At 33.2% G+C, this 24,689-nt stretch carries 20 protein-coding genes; 7 read left to right on the top strand and 13 right to left on the bottom strand.

Translation table 11 applies throughout. The features are described from left to right. Positions 1 to 124: 124 nt before the first annotated feature. Entirely contained in the window at positions 125 to 511 is a 387-nt protein-coding gene (apaG, locus tag Q0772_RS14120) for a Co2+/Mg2+ efflux protein ApaG (protein ID WP_298346141.1), read from the top strand. 282 nt (positions 512 to 793) lie between these two features. On the opposite strand, the gene Q0772_RS14115 is transcribed toward apaG, so the two are convergent. Both Q0772_RS14115 and Q0772_RS14110 read right to left on the bottom strand, forming a co-directional pair. After that, the gene (locus Q0772_RS14115) at positions 794 to 1,801 is read right to left on the bottom strand and encodes a DUF6695 family protein (RefSeq protein ID WP_298346139.1); all 1,008 of its coding nucleotides are present in this window, start codon (positions 1,799 to 1,801) and stop codon (positions 794 to 796) included. Next, positions 1,794 to 2,516: an NRDE family protein gene (locus Q0772_RS14110; RefSeq protein ID WP_298346137.1), complete on the bottom strand. Its 723-nt coding sequence runs from the start codon at positions 2,514 to 2,516 to the stop codon at positions 1,794 to 1,796. Before Q0772_RS14110 ends, Q0772_RS14115 begins: the two co-directional genes overlap by 8 nt. Positions 2,517 to 2,667: 151 nt before the next feature. On the opposite strand from Q0772_RS14110, the gene pruA reads away from it, so the two are divergent. Further along, the gene (gene pruA / locus Q0772_RS14105; protein ID WP_298346135.1) at positions 2,668 to 4,296 is read left to right on the top strand and encodes an L-glutamate gamma-semialdehyde dehydrogenase; all 1,629 of its coding nucleotides are present in this window, start codon (positions 2,668 to 2,670) and stop codon (positions 4,294 to 4,296) included. 84 nt (positions 4,297 to 4,380) lie between these two features. Here pruA and Q0772_RS14100 read toward each other — a convergent pair whose 3' ends face one another. From Q0772_RS14100 to Q0772_RS14075, 6 genes are read right to left on the bottom strand one after another with little or no spacing between them, the layout of a single operon-like run. After that, positions 4,381 to 5,403 carry a Gfo/Idh/MocA family oxidoreductase gene (locus tag Q0772_RS14100; RefSeq protein WP_298346470.1) on the bottom strand — a complete coding sequence of 341 codons (1,023 nt, stop codon included), beginning with the start codon at positions 5,401 to 5,403 and terminating at the stop codon, positions 4,381 to 4,383. Next, positions 5,396 to 6,652, bottom strand: coding sequence for an MFS transporter (locus Q0772_RS14095; RefSeq protein WP_298346133.1), 1,257 nt, complete (start codon positions 6,650 to 6,652; stop codon positions 5,396 to 5,398). The genes Q0772_RS14100 and Q0772_RS14095 overlap by 8 nt, the downstream gene beginning before the upstream one ends. Next, positions 6,645 to 8,054: a four-carbon acid sugar kinase family protein gene (locus Q0772_RS14090; RefSeq protein WP_298346130.1), complete on the bottom strand. Its 1,410-nt coding sequence runs from the start codon at positions 8,052 to 8,054 to the stop codon at positions 6,645 to 6,647. The genes Q0772_RS14095 and Q0772_RS14090 overlap by 8 nt, the downstream gene beginning before the upstream one ends. A 2-nt stretch (positions 8,055 to 8,056) precedes the next feature. Continuing rightward, positions 8,057 to 8,689, bottom strand: coding sequence for a cyclase family protein (locus Q0772_RS14085; RefSeq protein ID WP_298346128.1), 633 nt, complete (start codon positions 8,687 to 8,689; stop codon positions 8,057 to 8,059). A 10-nt stretch (positions 8,690 to 8,699) separates the two neighbouring features. Beyond that, entirely contained in the window at positions 8,700 to 9,746 is a 1,047-nt protein-coding gene (locus tag Q0772_RS14080; RefSeq protein ID WP_298346126.1) for an isocitrate/isopropylmalate family dehydrogenase, read from the bottom strand. Next, on the bottom strand, positions 9,739 to 10,383 hold the full coding sequence (locus Q0772_RS14075) for a GntR family transcriptional regulator (protein ID WP_298346124.1): 645 nt from the start codon (positions 10,381 to 10,383) through the stop codon (positions 9,739 to 9,741). The genes Q0772_RS14080 and Q0772_RS14075 overlap by 8 nt, the downstream gene beginning before the upstream one ends. Before the next feature lie 167 nt (positions 10,384 to 10,550). Between Q0772_RS14075 and Q0772_RS14070 the strand changes: the two genes are divergently transcribed. Beyond that, positions 10,551 to 10,898, top strand: a complete 348-nt coding sequence (locus Q0772_RS14070) for a YciI family protein (protein WP_298346122.1) — start codon at positions 10,551 to 10,553, stop codon at positions 10,896 to 10,898. Continuing rightward, complete coding sequence (locus Q0772_RS14065) at positions 10,898 to 12,145, top strand: sigma-70 family RNA polymerase sigma factor (protein WP_298346120.1); 1,248 nt, start codon at positions 10,898 to 10,900, stop codon at positions 12,143 to 12,145. Before Q0772_RS14070 ends, Q0772_RS14065 begins: the two co-directional genes overlap by 1 nt. Here the strand turns inward: Q0772_RS14065 and Q0772_RS14060 are convergent, their stop codons facing one another. Next, the gene (locus tag Q0772_RS14060) at positions 12,146 to 16,849 is read right to left on the bottom strand and encodes a LamG-like jellyroll fold domain-containing protein (protein WP_298346118.1); all 4,704 of its coding nucleotides are present in this window, start codon (positions 16,847 to 16,849) and stop codon (positions 12,146 to 12,148) included. It abuts the gene before it with no gap. A 269-nt stretch (positions 16,850 to 17,118) separates the two neighbouring features. On the opposite strand from Q0772_RS14060, the gene Q0772_RS14055 reads away from it, so the two are divergent. Continuing rightward, positions 17,119 to 18,078, top strand: coding sequence for a tetratricopeptide repeat protein (locus Q0772_RS14055; RefSeq protein WP_298346116.1), 960 nt, complete (start codon positions 17,119 to 17,121; stop codon positions 18,076 to 18,078). On the opposite strand, the gene rsmG is transcribed toward Q0772_RS14055, so the two are convergent. Further along, a complete protein-coding gene (gene rsmG / locus Q0772_RS14050; RefSeq protein ID WP_298346114.1) occupies positions 18,079 to 18,708 on the bottom strand; it encodes a 16S rRNA (guanine(527)-N(7))-methyltransferase RsmG in 630 nt (209 codons plus the stop codon). It lies immediately after the preceding gene. A gap of 143 nt (positions 18,709 to 18,851) precedes the next feature. Here rsmG and Q0772_RS14045 point away from each other — a divergent pair, with 143 nt between their 5' ends. Beyond that, a complete protein-coding gene (locus tag Q0772_RS14045) occupies positions 18,852 to 19,946 on the top strand; it encodes an acyl-CoA desaturase (RefSeq protein ID WP_298346112.1) in 1,095 nt (364 codons plus the stop codon). A 31-nt stretch (positions 19,947 to 19,977) separates the two neighbouring features. After that, positions 19,978 to 21,162: a pyridoxal phosphate-dependent aminotransferase gene (locus tag Q0772_RS14040; protein ID WP_298346110.1), complete on the top strand. Its 1,185-nt coding sequence runs from the start codon at positions 19,978 to 19,980 to the stop codon at positions 21,160 to 21,162. 118 nt (positions 21,163 to 21,280) lie between these two features. Here the strand turns inward: Q0772_RS14040 and Q0772_RS14035 are convergent, their stop codons facing one another. The 3 genes from Q0772_RS14035 to trkA all read right to left on the bottom strand — a co-directional run bounded on the left by Q0772_RS14035 (position 21,281) and on the right by trkA (position 24,586). Continuing rightward, positions 21,281 to 21,535, bottom strand: a complete 255-nt coding sequence (locus tag Q0772_RS14035; protein WP_298346108.1) for a hypothetical protein — start codon at positions 21,533 to 21,535, stop codon at positions 21,281 to 21,283. Positions 21,536 to 21,743: 208 nt separating this feature from the next. Continuing rightward, positions 21,744 to 23,237: a potassium transporter TrkG gene (locus tag Q0772_RS14030; protein WP_298346106.1), complete on the bottom strand. Its 1,494-nt coding sequence runs from the start codon at positions 23,235 to 23,237 to the stop codon at positions 21,744 to 21,746. Beyond that, the gene (gene trkA, locus Q0772_RS14025) at positions 23,237 to 24,586 is read right to left on the bottom strand and encodes a Trk system potassium transporter TrkA (RefSeq protein WP_298346104.1); all 1,350 of its coding nucleotides are present in this window, start codon (positions 24,584 to 24,586) and stop codon (positions 23,237 to 23,239) included. The genes Q0772_RS14030 and trkA overlap by 1 nt, the downstream gene beginning before the upstream one ends. Positions 24,587 to 24,689 lie beyond the last annotated feature (103 nt).

Genomic DNA, 24,689 nt, shown 5'->3' with positions numbered 1-24,689 from the left:
TAGCTATTTAACAATTATTATAGGCTAAAAATGCATTTCATCTAATTTTTACATCAAAGACGTTAAAATTTACGTTAACCACTTAATATTTATTATTTTAGCACACGCAAACACTTGTACATCAATGGTTCAACAGGTTACTAAAGGCATAAAAATTTCGGTCGAAACTAATTTCGAAGGCTCATTTTATAAAAATTATAAAATTCACTACGCCTTTGGATATACAGTAACTATCGAAAACCAAAGCAAAGACTCTGTTCAGCTAAATGCACGCCATTGGGAAATTCTAGATGCCTTAAACAATATTGAAACTGTTTCTGGCGAAGGTGTTATTGGAAAAAAACCGGTAATAAAACCAGGAGAATCTCACACCTACACGTCGGGTTGCTTGCTCACATCTCCATTTGGAGCTATGCAAGGTCATTATAGTATGGTTAATTTAACTACTACTAAAAAATTCCAAGTCACTATACCAACATTTAAGTTAAGTGCTCCTTTTGCTATAAATTAATTTTTTGATTTGTGATTTCCCCGAAATGAGTCGGGTTATAACTTATTGCTTTATATTTCAAACCATCGAATTTGTGAATATAAATATTTCACTACTCAATCTTTCTCCCAATCGCTATAAGAAGTTAGGGGTTTTAAATAAGTTAATCTAAATACACCATTACTTAGCATATCATTGATTTTTTATTTATCTGACTTAGCTAGATTTCTCTAAAGCATCAGTGTATATGCTAAGAATAATTTATATAATAGTAACATTATCCGATTTAAAGAAATTATATACTTAATAAGAATCAACTAAATCTTTACGTTCAAACTTGTAAACTTGATTGCGCTGCTTTACATGAAAAAATTTACAATTCGAATAATGAATAAATTCATAATCATCATTGTAGTCAAACGATGTATCGTTAATATTAAAAATAGTATCACAATCTATATGCCCATAAGGAGAAACACGCCTAAATCGATATTCAGTTTTACTACCTAAATCATAAAGTTCAAACCATGCACCTGCTGCAATTCCAGTAAGCCATTGCCCCCTTTCATGAACCTCATCATTATGTTTGGGCTCTAAAGTTCCAACTAAATTTACTTTATGATTTTTTAATCTATCCAAAAAACAACGTAAGTTTTCACTTTTTTGAGAACCTTCAAATTTCTTAATTACTCCAGTTTCAGAAACCTCAAAAGGGTGATTCTCAGTATCAGCAAGCAACACATTCCCTACTGTACTTGGTGTAAACCACTTAGAGTTTTCCAGCTTCTTTTTTATTTCAGAGTTTGTTACTGAAGCTATTAACGAATCGGTTACAAAACGCGCACAATTACAAGCATCTTTTATAAAAGCGGCATACCGTATAAAGTGTTTGTTTTGCATTGCAGTAATATGGGTTCGTGCTTTTTTATAATTTACAGCATAACAAACCGAAGCCACTAATTTCCCGTCACCATGCGTTAGTTTAGGGTGCGTCCCTAAAAATTCTAAAATAGCACTTAAATTGGCAATTGTACCATTTTTAATTTCTGCTTTTAGTGGAAAATGTAATTCGTTATCAGTATCACTTCCTCGTACTCTTCCATTTGGCTCAGACGTAATGTAACGTCCAAAATCATGATATTCCAAAACACCTGTCTCCTTATCTATGAGCACTAAGGCTGCATGACCCGCACGCAAATAGTTTTTTTTACCAACACCTAAATACCTTAAAAAAGGAGAAAACCATTCTTCAGAAACCATAACAATAGTATCTGGATATGCTAGTGTTAAAATAATACCCGTACTATCCATTAACTACTTGAGTAAGGTTGAATGTTTTAATTGTAACTGTTTTACTTTGAAGATTTTCATAACGCATATTCACAGCATTATCCTGTTTTTCAACTTGAGTTACACTAGTTGTTTTTACAAAACCACGATCCATAATAACACCATAATCCATATTTTCAACATCTTTGTGTTTATGAAATTCCAATAACGAATTGGTGTTCAAATCATTAAATGCTTCAAAATTTTCAAACCATTGCTGACGCTCTTTTTTCATAGCTTCAGTATATAAAGTAGAAGATGACCAAATTCTTGATTCCAAAGGAAACTCAACAAAATGTTTGTGCTTACCATCCCAAACTAGCTCATAAAATTTAAGTTGGGGGTTCCAATCAGCAATTACAATAGTAAAAGGCTCAATATCATTAAGATTGTAAGCTTCAATCGTCTTCACAATATCTTCTGAAACCATAAAATCATTAGCAACAATACCTCGGCTTTTTCTGTAATTTGATTTCCTTTCATGCTTTTCAAAAGCACCATTAAGCAAACATACCACACGATTATTTTCACTAACCCCAATCCATGTACCTCCCATTTTATCTTTTGGAAACAACAACTTAATACCATCAACCGAATAAAAATCAGGAGCCAATGATACTCTATCTGGAGCTTCATCTCGATTAGATGTTAATACAAACCCATTATTTTCTTGAGGAATTATTGTAACTGTACACATAAAAAACGTAGTCTCGAAATGCTTTGGCAACTTACAAAAAATAATCAAAATTTAACGCCATTTTAATAAGTCATGTTCCTTATTAATAATTTGAAAATTCTTAAATTTGCAGCACATTTACTGAAAATTCAATAACGAAAACTCAAAAATCATGGGAAAAGGCTTTTTTAATGTGCCAATTGCGATTAACGAACCGGTAAAATCTTACGCTCCTGGATCACCAGAACGTGACGCAGTTCTTAAGACTTACAAAGCGATGTTTAATAGTAAAATTGATGTACCATTATACATAAATGGTAAACATATATCTACAGGGAAAACCAGAACAATGTCACCACCCCATGATCATCAACATATTGTTGGAACCTATCATTTAGCAGAACAAACGCATGTTGAAGATGCTATTACAACTGCTTTAGAGGCCAGAAAAACATGGGCATTAATGCCATGGGAACAACGTGCTGGAATATTTTTAAAAGCAGCTGAGTTAATTGCTGGACCTTATCGTGCCAAAATAAACGCAGCAACCATGATTGCACAATCTAAAACCATACATCAGGCTGAAATTGATGCCGCTTGTGAGTTTATAGATTTTTTACGTTTTAACGTTCAGTTTATGACAGACATTTACATGGAACAACCAGAAAGCACAAGTGATGCTTGGAATAGAATAGAATATCGTCCATTGGAAGGCTTTACTTATGCTGTAACACCATTTAACTTCACCGCCATTGCTGGAAACTTACCTGCATGTATGGCGTTAATGGGGAATGTTGTAGTTTGGAAACCTAGTGATAGCCAGATATATTCTGCAAAAGTGATTATGGATGTTTTTGAAGAAGCTGGTGTCCCTCCTGGTGTAATAAATGTAGTATTTGGAGACCCCGTAATGATAACTAATACAGTTATGGCAAGCCCTGATTTTTCTGGGTTACATTTCACAGGCTCTACATTCATTTTTAAAGAACTTTGGAAACAAATAGGAAATAACATTCATAACTACAAAACCTACCCAAGAATTGTTGGAGAAACAGGAGGGAAAGATTTCATCGTCGCTCACAAATCGGCTGACGCGAAACAAGTTGCTACAGCAATTGTTCGTGGTGCTTTTGAATTTCAAGGTCAGAAATGCAGTGCAGCTTCAAGGGCTTATATTCCAAAAAGTCTTTGGGAAGACATTAAGGGCTTTGTTATTGAAGATGTTAACTCGTTTAAGATGGGATCTCCTGAAGACATGAATAACTTCATTACCGCTGTAATTCATGAAGGTTCATTCGATAAATTAGCAAAATATATTGATGATGCTAAAGTCAATGTTGATGCAGATATTATAGTAGGAGGAAATTACGATAAGCTTAAAGGCTACTTTATTGAACCAACGGTTATAGTTGCTAAAGACCCAAAGTATACAACCATGTGCACAGAGTTATTTGGTCCAGTAATCACTATTTACATATATGAAGATGATAATTATGCTGAAACTTTAAAACTCGTTGATGAAACAAGTGAATACGCATTAACAGGAGCTATACTAGCAAAAGACAGATTTGCCATAACACAAGCTACCGAAGCGTTACAAAATGCCGCTGGGAACTTTTATATTAATGACAAACCAACTGGTGCTGTTGTAGGACAACAACCATTTGGTGGCGCAAGAGCCTCTGGAACCAATGATAAAGCAGGAAGTGCTCAAAATTTGTTGCGTTGGGTATCGCCTAGAATGATAAAAGAAACATTTGTTACACCTACCAATTATAGATATCCGTTTTTGGGAGAATAATATAATCTTATTAGAAGTAAAATAAAAAGGTGCATTAAGAAAAGAGGTTCTAGTTAAAAAAACCTCTTTTTTTATGCACTGAATTTATAATAAAACAGGTAAATTGGTTTCTGCTGATTTATATACAGCTTCTTGTACTTTTAAGGTTGTTAAATAGCTATCGCCATTGGTTTCAAAAGGCAATCCTGAAATTAAATTATCAATAAAATTTCGCTGAAATATGTAACAACAATCACCAGCAAAACCAACATTATTATGCTCGTAGTTGTGTTCTTTTTCTGCCTCCCCCAAGTTTTGTATTGTTATTTTACCATCATAATACAACCTAATAGATCCTTTCGAACCTTCAACAAGGTATTCTCCAAATGTGTATCTAAAGTTTTCTATATTACTTTCATTATACCTATTAGCATCCCATATAGCTGTGGCATTAGAATCAAAATTTAATATCATTAATCCTGAATCTTCTCCTTTTATCACTGGGTTTAAACGTTTTAAAATAGAAAATACATTTTTAACTTCTCCTGCATGATATCGAAACGTATCAATAAAATGAACTCCTGTTTCGTAAATTAATAATTTTTTATAGTCTCTAAAATAAGGCTGTCTTGATAAATAAGCATCCTCTCCCCATCCATCTCCCATTCGAGATCTAAAATTTAGATTGAATAGGTCTCCAACTTCATCATTATCTAGTAACTTTTTTATCTCTCTGTGCCAAGGTTGAAACCTGAAGTTTTCATGTACAACAAAACGTACATCCTTTTTGGAAACATAATCTACTATCATCTGAGATTCCTCAAAAGTAGGGGCCAATGGTTTCTGACAAATAATATGAACCCCATGATCTGCAGCAAACTTACACATTTCAAAATGTGTTTCTGGCGGCGTAATAATATCTACAAAATCAGGTTTCTCTTTTAGTATCATTTCTTTATAATCAGTGTAATGTTTTTTTACACCATAATTATTCATAATACCTTGTGCCCGCTCTTGATTAGAATTACATAACGCTGTAATTTCCACTTCAGGGATTCGTGTCCAAGCTTCATATTGAAACTTACTAAAATATCCAGCTCCTATAGCAACTCCTTTTAACTTATGCATCACTCAACTTCTTATTTGGATTCATAAAATACCAACAAAATATAGCTACAAAACCTAAAGCCGCAGCTATGTAGAAAAACGGTTCGTCAGTTCCAGTCCATTCGCGTAAATATGGGAAAGCTAATGCAGTTGTAAATGCTCCAATATTTCCAGCCATATTCATCATCCCAGAAACTTTACCAGAGTTTTCTTCGCCAATATCCATACAAAATGACCATGATGGACTTAATGTCATATCTGCTCCAAAAATGGCTACAGATAAACACAGTACTGCACCCAAAGCAGTATCCATATATAAACTAGAAAGTATCCCTATAACAACCAATACAAAACCTATGGTAGCAGGCAATTGTCGAGACAATTTCCACTTTCCCGTTTTATAAATAGCATCAACCATAAAACCAGAGGTCCAATTCCCAACAGCCCCTGCAAGTAAAGGTAACATAGCATAAAAGCCTGTAGCGACTAAACTTAACTCATACTTAGCTTTTATATAAGGAAATAACCATGTTAGCATAAAAAAGAAAATAAAATTACTCCCTATATACTGTATCATGGCTAAAATTACATTTGTTGATCCTAAAATTTTCCCCAAAGCCAAATTTCCACCTCTTTTTTCAACTTCTTGCTGCCTATGTTTCACAATATAGTTCTTTTCAGTATCTGAAAGCCCTGGGTGATTTTCTGGCTTATTTCTAAAAAACACATAAAACATAATCGCAAACAAAATACCTATAACACCAAAGAAGTAAAATATATTTCGCCATCCCCAAGAATCAATTAAATAAGCCACAAGTGGTAGTGCGAAAGCAGCACCTAATCTAGACCCTGAAAAGTTAATACCCTGAAAAGCTCCTCTTTCCTTAGTTGGAATCCAAGAGAACGCAGCTCTTGATATATTAGGAAAAGCACCTGCTTCTCCTGCTCCAAAAAGAAACCTAAAAAATAGCATTGAAATATAATTCCAAGCAAATCCTGTTAATGAAGTAAAAATAGACCATAATATCATAATTCCCGTCATTACTTTTCTAACACCATACTTATCACCCAAAGCCCCTCCCGGAACTTGAAATAGTGCATAACCTAGCGCAAAAGCACTTAACACCCAACCCATTTGAATATCCGTTAAATTAAGATCCCCAGATATAGCATCCTTGGCTGAGGATATACAGACTCTATCTATATATAATAATAAAGTAATTAAGAAAGACCCAAGAAAAAATCGGTATCGTTTTGAGTTATTAATCATGGTTTTTTAGTTTAGTTATTATCTTTTGTAAAGTTTCTGCATTCCCAACGTTTCCTGGAAAAACGATGTAAGGTAATTTAGGAAATCTTGTTTCAGAACCCATTTTCCATAGTGGTATCCCTGGATGAACTTGCCCCAGCACTTTTGATCGCTTCATTCCAAGTCCTTTGGTAGCTATGTCATGTGATGTAATGCCGCCTTTAGCTATTAAGTATTTTGGCTTTACTGTAATACCTTTAACAATATCAACTAATGCATTAGAAATCCTACCAGCTATATCAACATTGGCACGAACATCAGACCCCGTAACTAACTTACGACTAGTATATACAATTACATCTTCTCCTTTAAGAATAGTATCATCAATAGTTTTTAATATATCTTCAATATAATTTGTTTTATTTGAAAGAACTTTAGCTACTTCAACCTCAATAATACTTTCAGGGTTAAAAATAGATAAAGCATTATGTAGTTGTTCTGAAGATTTTTTAACATATGACCCTACTATTATTACCCCCCCATGTAAGCTACTATCAGTAAAAACCTCTTTTGAAGTTAACAACCCTCTGGGTGATAAACCAATGTAAGAAGGCACAAAAGAACTAGAAGTTCTATAAATCATTTGTTTTCCTTGCTTTTCTGCTAATAACAAAGCCTGAGATACTTTATCTAAATCATTATAATTTAAACTATTAAAGATACAGTATGATTTTGGAGGAATAAGGCAAATATGTTCTGCTAGAACCTTAACATCTATATTTCTTACATCTTCGATAGAAAATGAAAGTACATCTGAAGCCTTTACTTCTCCATTTGATTTTTCTTCAATATATTCCTTTAAATTACTCTTTGAATATTTAAAAGAATGGTCTTCTGAAAAAGGTGTTTCATTGACAGGTATCAATTCATTTCCTTCATGTATATAATGTATATCGTTTAATGTTACTCGATTTCCTTCAAACATAACAGGAAGAAATACTGTAGTGGCTGACTCAAGTGTTAAATTTATTTTTAAAGTTTGAGGTTCTAAAGGAAAATGTCCTCTTAAAGTAGAATCGCTTCTACTGATAATTGTAAAATTTCGTTTCGTGATTTCTGAAGCTTTTAATATATTTTTTGCTATTTCTTTATAAATCTCGGAAGTTTTTTGTGGTGTTAAACTCCTTGAATTGGTTAAAATAAAAAATACAGGAGTACCTGCTTTAAACTCTTCAACAAAATGACCTACCTCCCATCCTGAAAGTAAAGGAATACCATATACCGTTTGATTACCTGTTGGATCATCATCAATTACAATGCAAGCTTTATTCATTTCTGAGAATAGAAGACTATTTCCTGAACGATAATCACTTCTATCCTCCTTGGGGAGTTTTTGTAAAATAGATTGTAAATTTTTAGACATTATTATTTATCAATGGCAATGACGCGCGCAGGCGCACCATCACCATCTTTTATTTTTAAAGGTAGAGCAATCAGTTCTACACAATCAGAGTCTAACTTTTCTATATTCGTCAAACCTTCAATAATTACAACACTAGCCAACAAAATTTCATGAATTCTAGTAACCTCTTCAAGGTTATTAACATCGGCTACTGACGGAGGTTCTACCCCTATCATTTTAACCTTATTATCTACGCACCATTTTGCGAGTTCTTCACTAATTCTAGGCAACTCATCTCTGTATTTTTGTGTACCAGCATACTTAGACCAACTTGTCCAAATAATTAAACTATCACCTGCAACAAATTCTTCAACCACTTCTTTTTTTATATGGCTTACTGTTATTAGGCCTTGCGCATCAATATTTCGAGCATCTACAACCCAGGCACGTCCTATAAAATCAGAGACAGGTATATCTTCAATGGTTTGATTACTTACATTAAAATGAAAAGGTGCATCCATGTGTGTCCCAACATGAGAATAAAATGTCAGCGTACTTGCGTTCCAACCATCTTTATTCTTAGTTCTTGAAACTTCTTTTGAAAAACCATTAATACCGTTATGGTAGGTCATGGTTAAGTCTACAACCTTTTTCATTTTAACTATTTTATAGATTAGCAATTACAGAGTCGGCAACATCCGATGTACTTGCGTTTCCACCTAGATCTACTGTTAAAACACCATTAGATGTTGATTTATCAATAGCTTTCATTATATTATTCGCAGCTTCTACCTCTCCTAAATGCTCTAACATGATAGCTGCAGACCATATTTGTCCGTATGGGTTAGCGATATTTTGTCCTGCAATATCCGGTGCAGACCCATGAATAGGCTCAAACATAGAAGGAAATTCTTTTTCTGGATTTACATTACCACTACCTCCTAAACCAAGACTTCCCATAATAGCACCTCCTAAATCACTTAAAATATCTCCAAACAAATTAGTGGTTAGTACTACATCAAACTGCTCGGGTTTTAAAACAAACATCGCTGTAGAGTTATCAATATACATTTGTTGATGTTCTACATCTGGATACTGTTCTGCAACCTCTCCAATAACTCTATCCCAATATGATAGACTATTTATAAGGGTATTTGATTTTGTAATATGAGTTACTTTATTACGTCTTGTTCTTGCCAATTTAAAAGCATAATGTGCTACTCTTTCAATACCTTTTCTTGTAAAAACACTAGTATCTATACCCATACCGTTTTCGAAATCAGGTAAATACTGACCACCCATTTGCACAAATTCACCTTCATTATTCTCTCTTACAATAACAAAATCAATATGTTTTTCAGATCGTATAGGCCTCGTTACACCCGGATAAGTTCTTACTGGTCTGTAATTGACATACTGATTAAAATGTGTTCTCACTTTAAATGTGTAATCCTTTGCTGGTAATGTGTCATCAACAGCTGGAAGTCCTACGGAACCAAAATATACAGCATCAAAAGCTTCCAACTTTTTAATACCATCATCTGGTAAGAATTTATTATTTTTTTGATAATAGCCAGCTCCCCAATCAAAGGTTTCTGTTTCTATTGAAAAATTATGCTTTTTAGCTACCGCTTCAATTACTCTTAGGCCTTCTGGTACAATTTCGTTCCCTATACCATCACCAGGTACTACTGCAATTTTGTAATTACTCACTTGTTTTGATTTTATGTTGATTTATTAATAATTCTTTTGATTTATTGATATGTAACCTAGTTAAAGCCTCTGCTTTATCAGCATCACCTATTGCTATAGCTTCTATTATATCAAAATGTTCCTTTAATGTATCTTTTGGAGCTCTTACCAATCCATGTCCAACAACTCTATCATGTATATCATTGAAAAAATAAATTTTATCTAGAGGTGTGTTATCCGTTAACTTTATAAGTAGTGAATGAAAAGTTTCATCAGCTTTTGCATAAGCATCTACATCAATATCTGTATCACTTGTAAATGGATTAAAACATGCTTTTAATTGAGAAACATGAGACATATTCTTTTTTGTTGCTAATACTCTAGCTGCCATACCCTCTATAGCTTCTCTACAAACATATATATCTATAATTTCTTTGCGATCCAACACACGTAGATACATACCTCTTCTGGGTTTACTCTCTACTAAATACTCGTTTTCTAATGCTAGTAGCGCTTTCATTAAAGGTGTTCTGCTAACACCCAAACGTTCTGCAATTTTTTCTTGAACCAGCTTTTCTCCTTGCTTTAACTCACCATTACGAATCATTTCTTTAAGGCGTTTATAAATAGGTTTACTTAAGTCTGTGTGTTCAATCATTTATTTAATATTGCATTTTGTATACAAAATGCAATATTAAGCTATTATTTTTAGATATTTAAAAAATAATTTTTTAGTTAAACAGAAATAATTTTTTTTGCAAAAAGTGTCCCTTTACTTTAAAGTTCAAACGTCTTAACTATATAAACCAAAAAAAACATATAATTATGAAGGATTTTATGATGATTTTCACTGGAGCAGATTACACAGATTTAGGTCTATCTCCTGAAGAGCTACAAACAAGAATGGGCAAATGGTTTGCTTGGGGTAACAAAATGCAAGAACAAGGCATTCTTAAAGGCGGAGAAGCTCTAACACCACAAATTAGAAGAGTGGTTGGAAAAAACAGAACAGTTACAGATTTAACTTCTGCAGAGGTAAAAGAGATTGTTGGTGGCTATTATACCGTTTCTGCCAAAGACTTTGATGACGTTGTTAAAATAGCACAAGATTTCCCAGATTACGATTTAGGTGGAACTGTAGAAATTCGTGAAATTATGGTATTTGATCGTTAATGGAACACAAACTAATTGACCATCTTTTTCGTCATCATAGCGGAAAGATGGTCTCTGTATTAACTCGAATTTTCGGACTTAAACATCTTGATATTATTGAAGATGCTGTACAAGACACTTTCATAAAAGCAAGTTTAAGTTGGCGAACTAAACTACCGGACAACCCTGAGGCATGGTTAACAAAAGCTGCAAAAAATAGAGTTATAGATATTTTCAGAAAGCTTAAAACTGAACAAAATAACTTACCAAACTTAAATCAAGGTACTGACACTATTGCGTTAAACGATTTATTTTTAGATACCGAAATAGAAGATGCACAACTTAGAATGATTTTTACGGCTTGCCATCCAAAACTAGATTCTAGAGATCGTATTTCGTTTGCTTTAAAAACAGTTTCAGGTTTTAGTATTAAAGAAATTGCTTCAGGACTTTTAACTAAAGAGGAAACCATAAAAAAAAGATTATCTCGTGCAAGAAAAGCAATTCGAGATGCAAATATCCCTTTTAAAATCCCAAGAGGAAAAGCTCTAAAGGAACGTTTAGAAACAGTTTTAGAGGTTCTATATCTTATTTTCAACGAAGGGTTCCATTCCAATACAAAAGAAAAACTTATTAGAAAAGAACTGTGTATGGAAGCCATTAGGCTAACTAAAATTCTTTTAAAAAATAAGCTTATTAGGACATCAGAGACTTATGCGTTATGTGCATTAATGTGTTTTCATGCATCAAGATTAGAAAGCAAAACGAATACAGAAAATGGACTTTTAGATCTAAAAAATCAAGATAGAAGTTTATGGTTTTTTCCATTAATTGAACTGGGTAATACCATGATGAATAAAGCTGTAGAGAATTCCGAATTTTCATGCTATCATTACGAAGCTGCAATTGCCGCAGAGCATTTAAAAGCTAGAACCTTTGAAAATACAGATTGGTATAAAATTTTATATTGGTACCAATGCTTGCAAATATTACAACCTATGCCTACTCATTTACTTACTATGGCTATTGTGTGTATGCAAACTAATGACTTTAAATTATCAAAAAGCTATTTAGAACAAATTAAACCAGACGATTTGCATCAACGCGCTTATTTATTCTACGGAGCTAAAGCAGAGTTTTACTCAAAAACTAAAAATATTAAAAAAGCAATAAGCTATATTAATTTAGCTTTAATGACTGTAACAAACAGCTTAGAAAAAGATTATTTACAGAAAAAAAAGCGTGCTTTGTTAAATAAAAAAAAGTGATTATTTAATAATTATTTTCTTATTCACTTGCCCTTTTTCAGTGTTTAATTTCACAATATATGTACCAGCCGACAAAATAAAAGGAATCGATTCGTTTTTTGAAGAATCTACCTCAAACCCCATTACATTTTGACCTAATAAATTATATAAGTTAACTTTTGAAATATAAATTCCATATTTATTCAGAATCTTTAATTCAGATAATTCTAAATCATAATAAACTAAAACATTGCTTAGAATTTCATCATTATCAATTGATAATCTAGTATTTCTTTGAAAAACAACAGAAAACCTATCATTATAAACTCCCTTATCTAAAAATAGATCAAAAGAATTATTATTTATATTATATGTCTCATTAGTTAAAGTATCTTTTATATATATTGATAGGTGCTCATCTAAGTTTTCTAATAATTCAATTTGAATTTTTACAATACCCGCTTCATTAACTTTAATTCCTAAAGGAAACTCTTGTGCCTCATTAAATTCGTCAACCCCTTGAATCACTAACCTATTTTGGTTAAGAATCCAATACATATCCTCCTTATTAACATCTACCATAAATGAATCATAACCTATATCAAAATTTTCCGAGGCTTTACTATCTGTACCCAGTACAATCTGCCTATGATAACCCATTGGTGAGGTATATTTAAGTGTTATTCTAGGCGTATTATATTTAACCTTGGAAGCTTTTTCTTTTTTGGAACTAGATGATTTGAAAAACTGTGATGTTGCACCATCTTCTCGAGCAAAAACGCGTTGGCTATTTTTAAACACAATATCTCCTCCGTCTACGGTAGCTATAGGGTCACCATTATTATTATCAAAACCATCAATAAGTGTGGAAACAAAAAAGCCTTGATTAACACCTATGTAAGCCCCTGGTATTTTGGTACCTGAAGAACCTGTTGCATTAATTCTCGTATCGTTTGCAATGGCTGCTGCTCCTCCAATTAAATTTCTTGTGGCATAACCACCAACATACTCTGCAAGAAAATGTGAGTTTTCCTCTCCAAAATGATCCCAAAAATATAGTGCTCCATTAAAAACAGTTCCTGTGACATTATTACCCCCATCTGAAATACTCATATGATCTAAAATAAATTCTGTGGCATCTATAGCAGATGGGTATGGGTTTCCAATAAGCCTTTCAACATCACCAGAAGAATTATCTAGCTCTATAGCAACATCACCATTATTTGGCAGTCCTGTAAACACATAATTTTGTTGTAAAGTAATTGGCACCGCTCCAGAAGTTCCTTTCATTGTAAATCCTTCCCCAGGCAATATTGAAGTTGACTCGTCTATCTTTTCCCAAGCAGAGTAATCATCGGCAGTACCATAAAACTTATACAACCAATATGTACTTATAGTTCTAGCAAAACCTGGTGGTGGAATACCTCCACTACCGTTAGGAGAATCGCTAAATAGAAGATCTTGGTAAAATGCTGATAATGTTCCATCATTTATTTGTCCACTTATAGTATGATTCATATTTGTTGCTGCTACTCCATTACCTCTTACATCAACATCTCCTCCTATGGGGCCCACTGATGAAGACCAATAGTTGTAATTATAACCATTAGCAGTTCCTTGCTGGTCTCTTTCGATAAAACCACCACTATTAGCATCAAGAATACTTCCTTCTGTCTGAATTAATTGAGATTCTCCAACCAAATCAATTATACCATCTAACTCTAAATACTTAGAAATTGTTAGGCTATGCCCAGAATTTGTCTCGTTTAAAAATTCATTAGGATTTGCAACAGTAAGTGTTCCTGCTATAGTAACCAAACTATTTAATGTTATATCCCTATTTCCAGAGCTAATATTATTTGTTATTTCAACTATATTCCAATCAATTGGGGTAATTCCATCTAATCCAATAGAATTGGGCAAATAGATATCATCCCCATTCAACCAAGTTGTTGTTGTATCCCAATCACTATCACCATCAGTTTCGTAAGGAAGTGGTGCTGTAATTCGTTGAGAGCTATTCATATTAATTGGTATACCATCTATACCGTTACTAGAACTATCAAAAGCGGTATTAGAATCTAACGGATAATATCCCAGTAAATTACTCCATAATAACCCTCCTGTTATATCCAATTTAGTCTCTAAACCTTTAACACTTGTAGTATTTTGCTCAATATGCTGATTCATCATTTCTCTGATTTGAGCTTCACTTAAAGCAACATCCCAAATTTTAACCTCCTCAATGGCCCCATTAAAAAAATTAATATCGACTGGAGTTGTTGCAAAATTTGCTATATCTGAACCTACAATAAAATAATTAGGCGTATCAATAGGTGCTGCAGATGGTGTGCCAGAAACAACTTCTAAACCATCAATATATAATTTAGCTATAGCTCCATCATAAGTAGCAGCAACATGATGCCACTCTTCATTTGGAATAGCGAATGGTGATGTAATATTTAATACTTCATTATTTGAATTATCATACCAAACTAAATTTGGATAATTATTTGTTAAACTTAAATGATACCCTGTTCTAAGCGAAAGATCAATATTCCCTTTGGATACAATTGTACCGTTAGTAACTGATAACTCCTGAAACACCCATGCTTCCAAAGAAAAGGCACCAGTTAAATCATGATTATCTTGAAAATAGATACATTCGTTAACCCCATCAAAATCAATTAAATAATCAATAACATTAATTGTATAATCCTCAACCTCGCCATTAAAACTTGCGTCGCAACTTGAAGGGTAGCTTTGCCATTTTGTAGCTATACGCATGGTTGTAGAACCTATCTCTGCACTTTCAGGAATTGTTATTGCTAGGGGTGAATTGGAAGTAGGACCGTCTGTTACGTTAGTGGCAGAACCCAAATCATATTCTTCTCCTAAATCATCAAAATCCCCATCATTATTCCAATCTATCCAAGCTATGGTAAATACCTCAAAGTTGCCATCGGTATTTACATTTACAGTTAAATTATGAGTAGAGTTTTTATAAACATTAGTTGACAAATTTGTAAAATCTTCATATCCGGAGGCTTTACCATGAGCATTAGAAATTGTATTAATTTCAACATAGGTGACACTGGTATCAAGGGTTGTACTTCCATTTGAAGCACAATACTCTCCTCTACCTTGTATTAAGAATGTATATGGGTTCTCATCAGTATCATTATTAGCAATAGAAACTGTTGCTAAATGAGTGCCAGAAGTAGTTGGATCGTAAGAAATTGTAAATGTAGTGCTTGCTCCAGCCACAATTGGTGTACTTGGATTAGCTGTTAAAGTAAAATCAGCAGTACTGCCGGTTATGACTATGTAAGGACTTGGGTCATCTAATGTTAAATCAAGAGTTCCTAAATTTTCGATAGTAAAAGTATGTGAAACAGAAACGGCTCCAGTAGCTTCTATATCTCCAAAATCTGTAAAATCAGTTAATGAGATAGCCGTATTTCCATCTGGAATATCTATTCCATTCCCCACTATATTTATTTCAGGTCCAGAATAGGTAGTTTGTAAACCACTTAAATCGATTATTTGGATTTCATGAGATAAAGTATTGTTATTTCTATGTACCCAATGTGCCGCTTCAGTTGTAGAATTCAGATAATAATTCCTCCAGCCTCTTCCATATGCAGTACCTCGTCCACTAGAAGAAGAAGAACCAACTATGAGAGCCTGATTTACATCACTAAGTCCAGCAGTGGTAATATCTATTGCGGTTTCTCCAGCATTTCTGGAGGTATTTTGAAAGCGAGTAACATTTAACCCTGTATTACTAAGAATATGTACAAAATGCCTATTACTTCCCTCAGAATCATGATTATGATGAAAAGTCCAATCTACAGTTTGATCGTTTGAACCAGGATCTGTAACTGGCCATAAATCTGAAATAGCATCATTAACACCACTAGCATTTGTATCTGCTCTAAAATGACTAAAAATAACAGATTCGTTCCAAGAAGAAACATTGGTAGGAGTACCCGTACCATCTGAACCATCCCTTAATGTTATGGACCCTGAATCTAAACTTGAATTCCCAGAATCCCCATGCAAAACAGTCCAGTTAGTTCCTGTAAATTCTACAAGTGTTATATATACAGTTACATCATTGGCATTGGATCCCTTCTGCACCCTCAAAGTTGTACTATCTTCTAAATATGCTATAGCAGTTGCAGAATCTGCATCTTGAGATGTTGCATTATTCATTATACCTGTTATGAAAGGGATACATTTATTAGCACTTATTATTCCTGATATAACTTGGGTTACATTGTTAGCCGTTCCGTCTAAACTAATTGCAAACCTCCCTCTAACTATAAGCTCATTATCTCCACCAGACTGCCCTATGTACTCCCAAATAGAGGTATTAAAACGCATATCTCTACTATCTGAGTTAGATTCTCTATAATAAGTTAAAGTATTTACACTTGTAAGCTGTCTAGCACCAGCCATATCATCTCCGGGTCTATTTCCACTGTTTGTTTGTGGTCCACCATGTGTTTTTCTATTATTATTGGATAATTCAATAGCACTATTTAATGAATTAACAGGTGTAAATGTTGTATTCATTTTACCCGTATTACCTACTTCATCTTGAATGTGTTGTACTTTAAAATCAGCCGTTTGAGAAAATAATTCACAATTAAATCCTATTAAAATAAAGAATAGAAAAAAAACGGTCTGAAAATAGTTGATAGAATTTGGTCGGCTCATATAAATTAGTTTTGGAGCAATAAACTTATTGAGAGACTAACAATTGGCAAAACAATTGATTTTCAAATGTAATAAATATTATCGACATAATGCAAGTTTTTACGACAAATTACATTGACCTGTATTTAATTTCATATTTTTAATACAAAAAATAACATATTATCATTTATATATTAAATGATTGTAGTCTAAATTCTATTGTCTAAAAATTATTACTAACTTTATTTTTTTTAAAAAACGGCATATTATTTGCTGCTTAAGTTTTGAAAATGAAAAAAACAATACTCCTAATAGTCATCGTTATACCTTTGCTCTCCTTTGGGCAAATAAAAAAGGTGTATAGAAAAGCACTTAGAACTACAGATCTAAATGAAAAAATTAAACTTTTAGATCAGGTTATAGCTGAAGAACCAAAAAATTTAGATGCTTACTTTTATAGAGCTATTACAAAGAATGATTTAGGGGACTACAGAGGTGCTATAGTTGATTATTCTAAAATTATAGTTGAAGAACCAGATGCAGACACTTATTTCAATAGAGGAAATTCAAGATATAGCGCCAAAGATTTAATAGGAGCGAGAGAAGACTATGCTAAAGCTTTTATGCTCGACGAAAATTTTATTGATGCTTTGTATAGCTTAGCTTGTGTTAAATTAGATTTGGAAGAATATGAAAGTGCTATAAAAGATTTTTCAAAAGTAGCAGAGCAAGCCCCTATTAACTCCAATGTTTATATTTTAAGAGCTTCTGCATACAATGCCATTGAGCAATTTTCAAATGCAGCAGCAGACTACTCTAGAGCTATTTTAATTGAACCTAGTGCCAACAATTACTATAACCGCGGTGCCTTTTTAATGCAGATTAAATATTATAAGGATGCCTACATAGATTTAACAAAATCGATAAGGCTTAATAAAAATAATGCCTTTGCATACTTTTACAGAGGTGTTGCAAATTTATTTATTGAAAATTTTGATAATGCTATTTCTGACTTTTCTGAAGCTATAAAATTTGACACTATGGATTTTGATGCATATTTAGGTTTAGCCATAGTTTACCAGAAAACCAATCAATTAGCTAAAGCCAAAAGAAATTTTGACAGAGCAAACTCTATCATCATACCAAGTAAAAAAATACATTCCATTGAACAGTATAGGAACACATATTGGTACCAAAACCACTATTTCTTCTTCAATAATACTGTAAATACTTTAGTTGAAATCGAGTAATCATCCTCTATATTTCATTGGTAAATGAACCACTTTTTTGGTTTCATAAAAATCTTCCTCAAAATAGTCGCTTAAATTATAAATAGATGTTGTTTTATAATCTTTAAGCTCTTCTGATAAATCACCTCCTTTTAAATACAAAATACCATTTTTAAGTTCATGATTTTGTTGTTTTGCAATTTTACCCTTTACCCAATGCACAAATGTAGGCATTGCAGCTACAGCTCTACTTATTATAAAATCATAGTTATCATCAATCGCCTCAACTCTACTGTGTGTTGTTTTTACATTATTTAAGCCTAAACCAGCAACAACCTCATCAACAACTTTGAGTTTTTTTGCAATACTATCAACCAAATGAAAAGAACATTCAGGAAATAATATAGCTAGAGGAATTCCAGGAAAACCTCCACCAGTGCCAACATCAAGAATTTTTGATCCTTGCTTAAAACAAATCACTTTGGCAATTCCTAAAGAATGAAGCACATGCCTCATATATAATTCATCGATGTCTTTTCGAGAAACAACATTAATTTTCAAATTCCAATCTTGGTACAAAGTCTCTAATTGTTTAAACTTATATACCTGATCTTCAGTTAGGTTAGGAAAATACTTTAAAAGAAGCTGCATGACTGTTAAATTTTCAACAAAAATATACTTTTCATATCCATTTTTTTACATAAAAACGTTCTTTGTTGCGTTGTATAATACATATATTTGTCGCATAGTTTGTAAATTTGATTGTCAAACTATTTATATTAAACTAAATTATTATGAGTAAGCAAGCACTTTCGTTTTCAAGAAAAGATCCTGCAAAATTTTTCAAGACATTGAACAAAAGGGTTAATGATTATTTTAAAGAAAATAATCTGAAACGTACAGGAAACTGGAAATTATATACTAAAGCCATAGTGATGTTCTCATTATTAATTGTTCCTGCAGTATTAATTTTAACTGTTGATTTACCTGCTTGGTCACAAATACTAGGTATGGTAATAGTAGGTATTGGTATGGCTGGTGTTGGAATGAATGTTATGCATGATGCTAATCATGGTTCTTTTTCTAGTAAAAAGTGGGTTAACAAACTCATGGGAAGTAGTATATACATTTTGGCTGGTAACGATTATAACTGGAAAGTACAACATAATGTTCTACACCACACTTACACTAACATTCAAGGTCATGATGAAGATATTGACGCAGGAAGAATCATCCGTTTTTCAAAACATGCTAAATGGTTTAGATTCCATAAATACCAAAAGTATTATGCTTTCTTCTTATATGGATTATTAACTGCAAATTGGGCCATTACTACAGATTTTACACAAACTTACAGGTATTTAAAGAGAAAACTAGCCTATGGAAAGATGCCCAATCCAGCAACGCAATGGACAAAATTAATTATTGGCAAAATAGTTTATTATTGTATATGGGTTGTATTACCTCTATCCCTTGGGTTTACATGGTGGGAAGTTTTAATTGGCTTCTTAGTTATGCACTATACCGCAGGTATCATTTTAAGTGTTATTTTCCAATTGGCACATGTTATGCCAAATACTGAAATGCCTTTACCTGATAAAGAAGGTAACATGAAAAATACATGGGCTATTCATCAATTATTTACTACATCAAACTTTTCACCTAAAAGTTGGTTTGTTGAGTTTTATACTGGTGGTTTAAATAGGCAAGTTGAACACCATTTATTTTCAAACATTAGCCATATACATTATAACAAAATTGCAAAAATTGTTAAGGAAACAGCTCAAGAATTCAGTTTACCTTACAATGAATACAATACATTTTGGCAAGCTGTTTCAGAGCATTACAATCAATTAAAAACGCTAGGACAAAAACCTAGTTTAGCCTAAAAATATACATACTGATCAAATTTTAAAAAAAATGCAATTATTATCAGATAGAATTTTAGACATGTCTACGTCTGCCACATTAGCTATGGCAGCAAAAGCAAGAGAATTAAGAGGAGAAGGAAAAGATATCATTGGCTTGAGTTTAGGTGAGCCTGATTTTAGTACCCCAGATTTTGTAAAAGAAGCAGCTATTCAAGCTGTAAATGATGGCTACAACTCATATACACCTGTAGATGGGTATGGCGAATTGAAGGATGCTATCATCACAAAATTTAAACGTGATAATAATTTAGCATATAAACCTTCTCAAATTGTAGTTTCTACTGGAGCAAAACAATCATTATTTAATGTTGCAGGAGTAATGTTGAATGATGGAGATGAAGTTATTCTACCTTGTCCGTATTGGGTAAGTTATGCAGATATTGTAAAATTATTTGGTGGCGTTCCTGTTGAAGTTAAAACATCTATTGATACCGATTTTAAAATGACTGCTGAACAATTAGAAGCAGCTATTACTCCGAAAACTAAAATGATGTGGTTTAGCTCTCCATGTAACCCAAGTGGTTCGGTTTACAGTAAATCTGAGTTAGAAGCTCTAGCTGCTGTTTTAGCAAAACATCCTGATGTTTATGTGGTATCAGACGAAATATATGAGCATATTAATTACGGAGAAGGTCACACCAGTATTGCTGAAATAGATGGCATGTACGATAGAACCATTACGGTAAACGGTGTCTCTAAAGCTTTTGCGATGACGGGATGGCGTATTGGATTTATTGGTGCTCCAGAAAAAGTGGCAAGAGCATGTAATAAACTACAAGGGCAAACTACTAGTGGCGCAAACTGTATAGCGCAACGTGCTGTTATTACAGCATTAACAGAGCCGCCTTCGCGAGTTCAATACATGATTGATGAGTTTAAAGAACGTCGTGATTTAATTTTAGACTTAGTAAACAATATTGATGGTTTTAAAGCCAACACACCAGATGGAGCATTTTATGTATTTCCAGATATTAGTCATTATTTTGGTAAAACATTAAAAGGAAAGCAAATAAATAATGCGACAGATTTTTCTTTATACTTATTAGAAGAAGCTTTGGTGGCAACCGTAACGGGTGATGCTTTTGGCAACCCTAACTGTATTAGAATTTCTTATGCAGCATCAAAAGAACAAATTATTGAAGCCTTAAAGCGTATAAAAGCTGTAGTTAGTTAAATCAAAACTACGCACAATAACAAAACCCGCTACTTTTAAGTTTGCGGGTTTTTATTTTTATTTGGCCACCTGCTATCAGGCAGGTTAATAAAAGGGTTGAATCTTTCTTAATTAGTTTTTAATTAAAAATCATTACCATCACTACAAGAAACAATGACAATTTTAAAGTAGTTTCTGCAACACAACTTGTTGCATAACTTTTACTTTTAATGCGTTGTCTGATTCCGAAAATTGAGCTTTTATTTTTACGCTTATAACTACGCTCTACAACATTTTTGTATTGCGAATTTAAAAACCCTGAAGGCTCATTTACATAGTCTTGTTTTTGTTTTGTTAAACGTCCTAATTTTTTTGATGTTAATACTAATTCCATGATTGATTGTTTTTTGATTGATATACTATATTGACGACAAACTTGAGAAAATGTTACAACCCCCTTACTGAAAACCAAACTATTAGCAGACAAACCCGCGTTAGGGATAGTAGTGGCATCCTTTTTTGCTTTTTCTGCAAAAAAGATATAACGGATAGCCCGACCCCTTGTGGGTAACGCCTAAAAATTTAAAAAAATGATGTAAGTATTACCTATTTCTCCAGAAAAATGGTGTAAGTAGAATAAGAACCGTAAAGAGTTCTAAACGACCGATAAGCATTAAAAACGATGCCCACCATTTGCCTGCTGCCGGTAAAGGGGCGTAATTGTTTACTGGACCAAAATCGCCGATTGCGGGCCCTACATTACCTAAAGTTGATGCCGCCAAACCTATAGCTGATTTAAATTCTATTCCCATAATGGAAAACCCAAGCGAGCCTATTATAAATGACAACATGTATAGGATAAAAAAACCAAGAATATTAAAAACGATATCTCCTGAGATGGCACGCTTATTATAACGCACTGGTAATATAGCACTTGGATGTAAAGTACGCTTAAATTCTAGAAAACCATTTTTTATAAGAATTAAATGGCGAACTACTTTTACACCTCCCGAAGTACTTCCTGCTGAACCTCCTAAAAACATGAGACCAAAAAAGAAAACAACCAAAAAGGGCGTCCACATGGTATAATCTGCCGAAACAAATCCTGTTGTAGTAACAATAGCTAATACCTGAAATAAGGCGTGCCTAAATGCGCTTTCTCCTTCTCCCCAAACCATAGGATGGTTTACTGAGGATGCCGAAACATCTGCTCTAAAATATATAATTAAAGCTGCTATGATAGTGAATATGGCAATAAACCAGAAATAGAGTTTAAACTCATCATCCTTAATTATTTTTTGAACCTTACCTTTAAAAGCAAAGTAACTAAGCACAAAATTAGTTCCTGCTAAAAACATAAAAAGAATGATAATGTATTGTATTATGGGTTGTCCATTCCAATAAGCAACACTTGCATTTTTAGTGGAAAACCCTCCTGTTGACAACGTACACAACGCATGATTTATGGCATCGAAAAATGACATACCTGCAACACTTAACAACAAGGTTTCTGCTGCAGTGTAGCCAAAATAAATAAGCCATAATCGTTTTGCTGTATCGGTAATTCTAGGATGTAATTTATCGGCACTTGGCCCTGGTGCTTCGGCTGCAAAAAGCTGCATACCACCAATACCTAATAAAGGTAATATGGCAATGGCTAACACGATGATTCCCATACCTCCAATCCAGTGGGTTAAACTTCTCCAAAACAGTACGCCCTTGGGCACTGCTTCTATATCGTTTAAAATAGATGCTCCTGTTGTAGTATAACCAGACATCGTTTCAAAAAAAGCATTGGTAAAATTAGGAATACTTTCTGTAAACACATAAGGCAATGTACCAGACAACGACATAATTATCCAACCAAAACTTACCACTATATATCCTTCGCGCTTGTTCATTTCCTTGTTATGCTTTCTGGTAAAAAGCATAGCAACAATACCGACTATTAACGTCGTGATTCCTGCTAAAAACATTTGAAACGACACCCCATCTTGGTAGATTAGACTGATTAATGAGGACAACAACATAAAACCACCATTAAATAGCAGTAATAGTCCTAAAAAATGAAAAATAATTTTGTAGTTGAGCTTCATTAACGGAATAGTTTTTCAACACCTTTTATAGATTGTAATAAGCTACAAACTACAACCTTATCACCTTCTTGAATTTTAAAATCCCCTAAAGCGATAACTCCTTTATCATCTCTAATAACTCCGCCAATAATAGCTGATCTTGGGAAATCTACTTTCTTAATATATTTGTTACAGATTGATGACGTTGCCTTTACCTCAAACTCTAATAACTCAGCATTCATATTACTTAGCTTCGTCATAGCAACAACTTCTCCCTTGCGTATGTATCTAAAAATATTGTTTGCGGCTAATAATTTTTTATTGATGAGTGTTTCGATACCTACGGAATGTGAGAGTTCAAAATAATCCATATTTTCAACTAAAGCTACACTCTTTTTAACACCTTTAGATTTAGCCATTAAACACGACATAATATTGGTTTCAGAGTTATCTCCAACTGCAATAAATGCATCCATATCTGCAATATTCTCTTCATCTAAAACATCTACATTTCTACCATCACTTTGTATAACAAGTACGTTTGGCAAATCATCAGCAATATCAAAAGCACGCTCTTTATTAGCTTCAAAAAGTTTAACATTAAACCCTTTATCACTCAAATCTCTAGCGGATTTATAACCAATTTCACTTCCGCCCAAAATCATGACATTTTTAATCTCACTATTAGATTTACCTGTCATTGTACAAAGCTCCTCAGCACCACCTTCAGAAGTAATAAATACTACATTATCGCCTCTTCTAAATTTGGTATCGCCTCTTGGAATAATTGTGTATTGGGTTCCAAAACGTTGTATAGCGATAGGTATAAAGTGTATTTCTGGAAAAATTTTAGCAGCTTCTTTAACAGTTTTTCCAACAAAAGAAGCAGAACTAGACAATGTTAAACCTACCATGGTTAAAGCACCATCTTCAAATTCGTAAGTATCATTAAAGGAAGACTGTTTTAAAGACAATTCAATCTCTGATGCTGCTAGAGACTCTGGCGAAATCAACTCATCAATACCAAATTTTGTAAAGCCTACTTCATCTTTATGACTAATAAACTCTGTATTAGTAATTCTAGCAATAGTCTTTTTTGCTCCGAGTTGTTTAGCTAAAACACAAGCCGTAATATTAATTGTTTCACTTGCTGTAACAGCAATAAACAAATCACAATTATCTACATGTCCCTCTTTTAAAATAGCTATAGATGTAGCATCGCCTCTTATAACTTTTATATCTAAATGCGTATCTGCGTATGCTAAACTTTCCTTGTCTATATCAATTAAGGTAATCTCTTGCGATTCGTAAGACAATAATTTTGCTAAATGAAACCCTACTTCACCTGCACCAGCAATTATTATTTTCATTTTTCTTTATTCATAAAAAGTAGAACAAATATACTACAAATTAGATATTTGAACATGGAATTAATTTAGAATAGCTTTATGTATTGCTTTCATATTAGCTTAT

Source organism: uncultured Algibacter sp., assembly GCF_947490405.1.
Lineage (GTDB): Bacteria > Bacteroidota > Bacteroidia > Flavobacteriales > Flavobacteriaceae > Algibacter_B.
The sequence above is the reverse complement of the archived record's forward strand: the minus strand, read 5'-3'. Positions and strand labels throughout refer to the sequence as shown.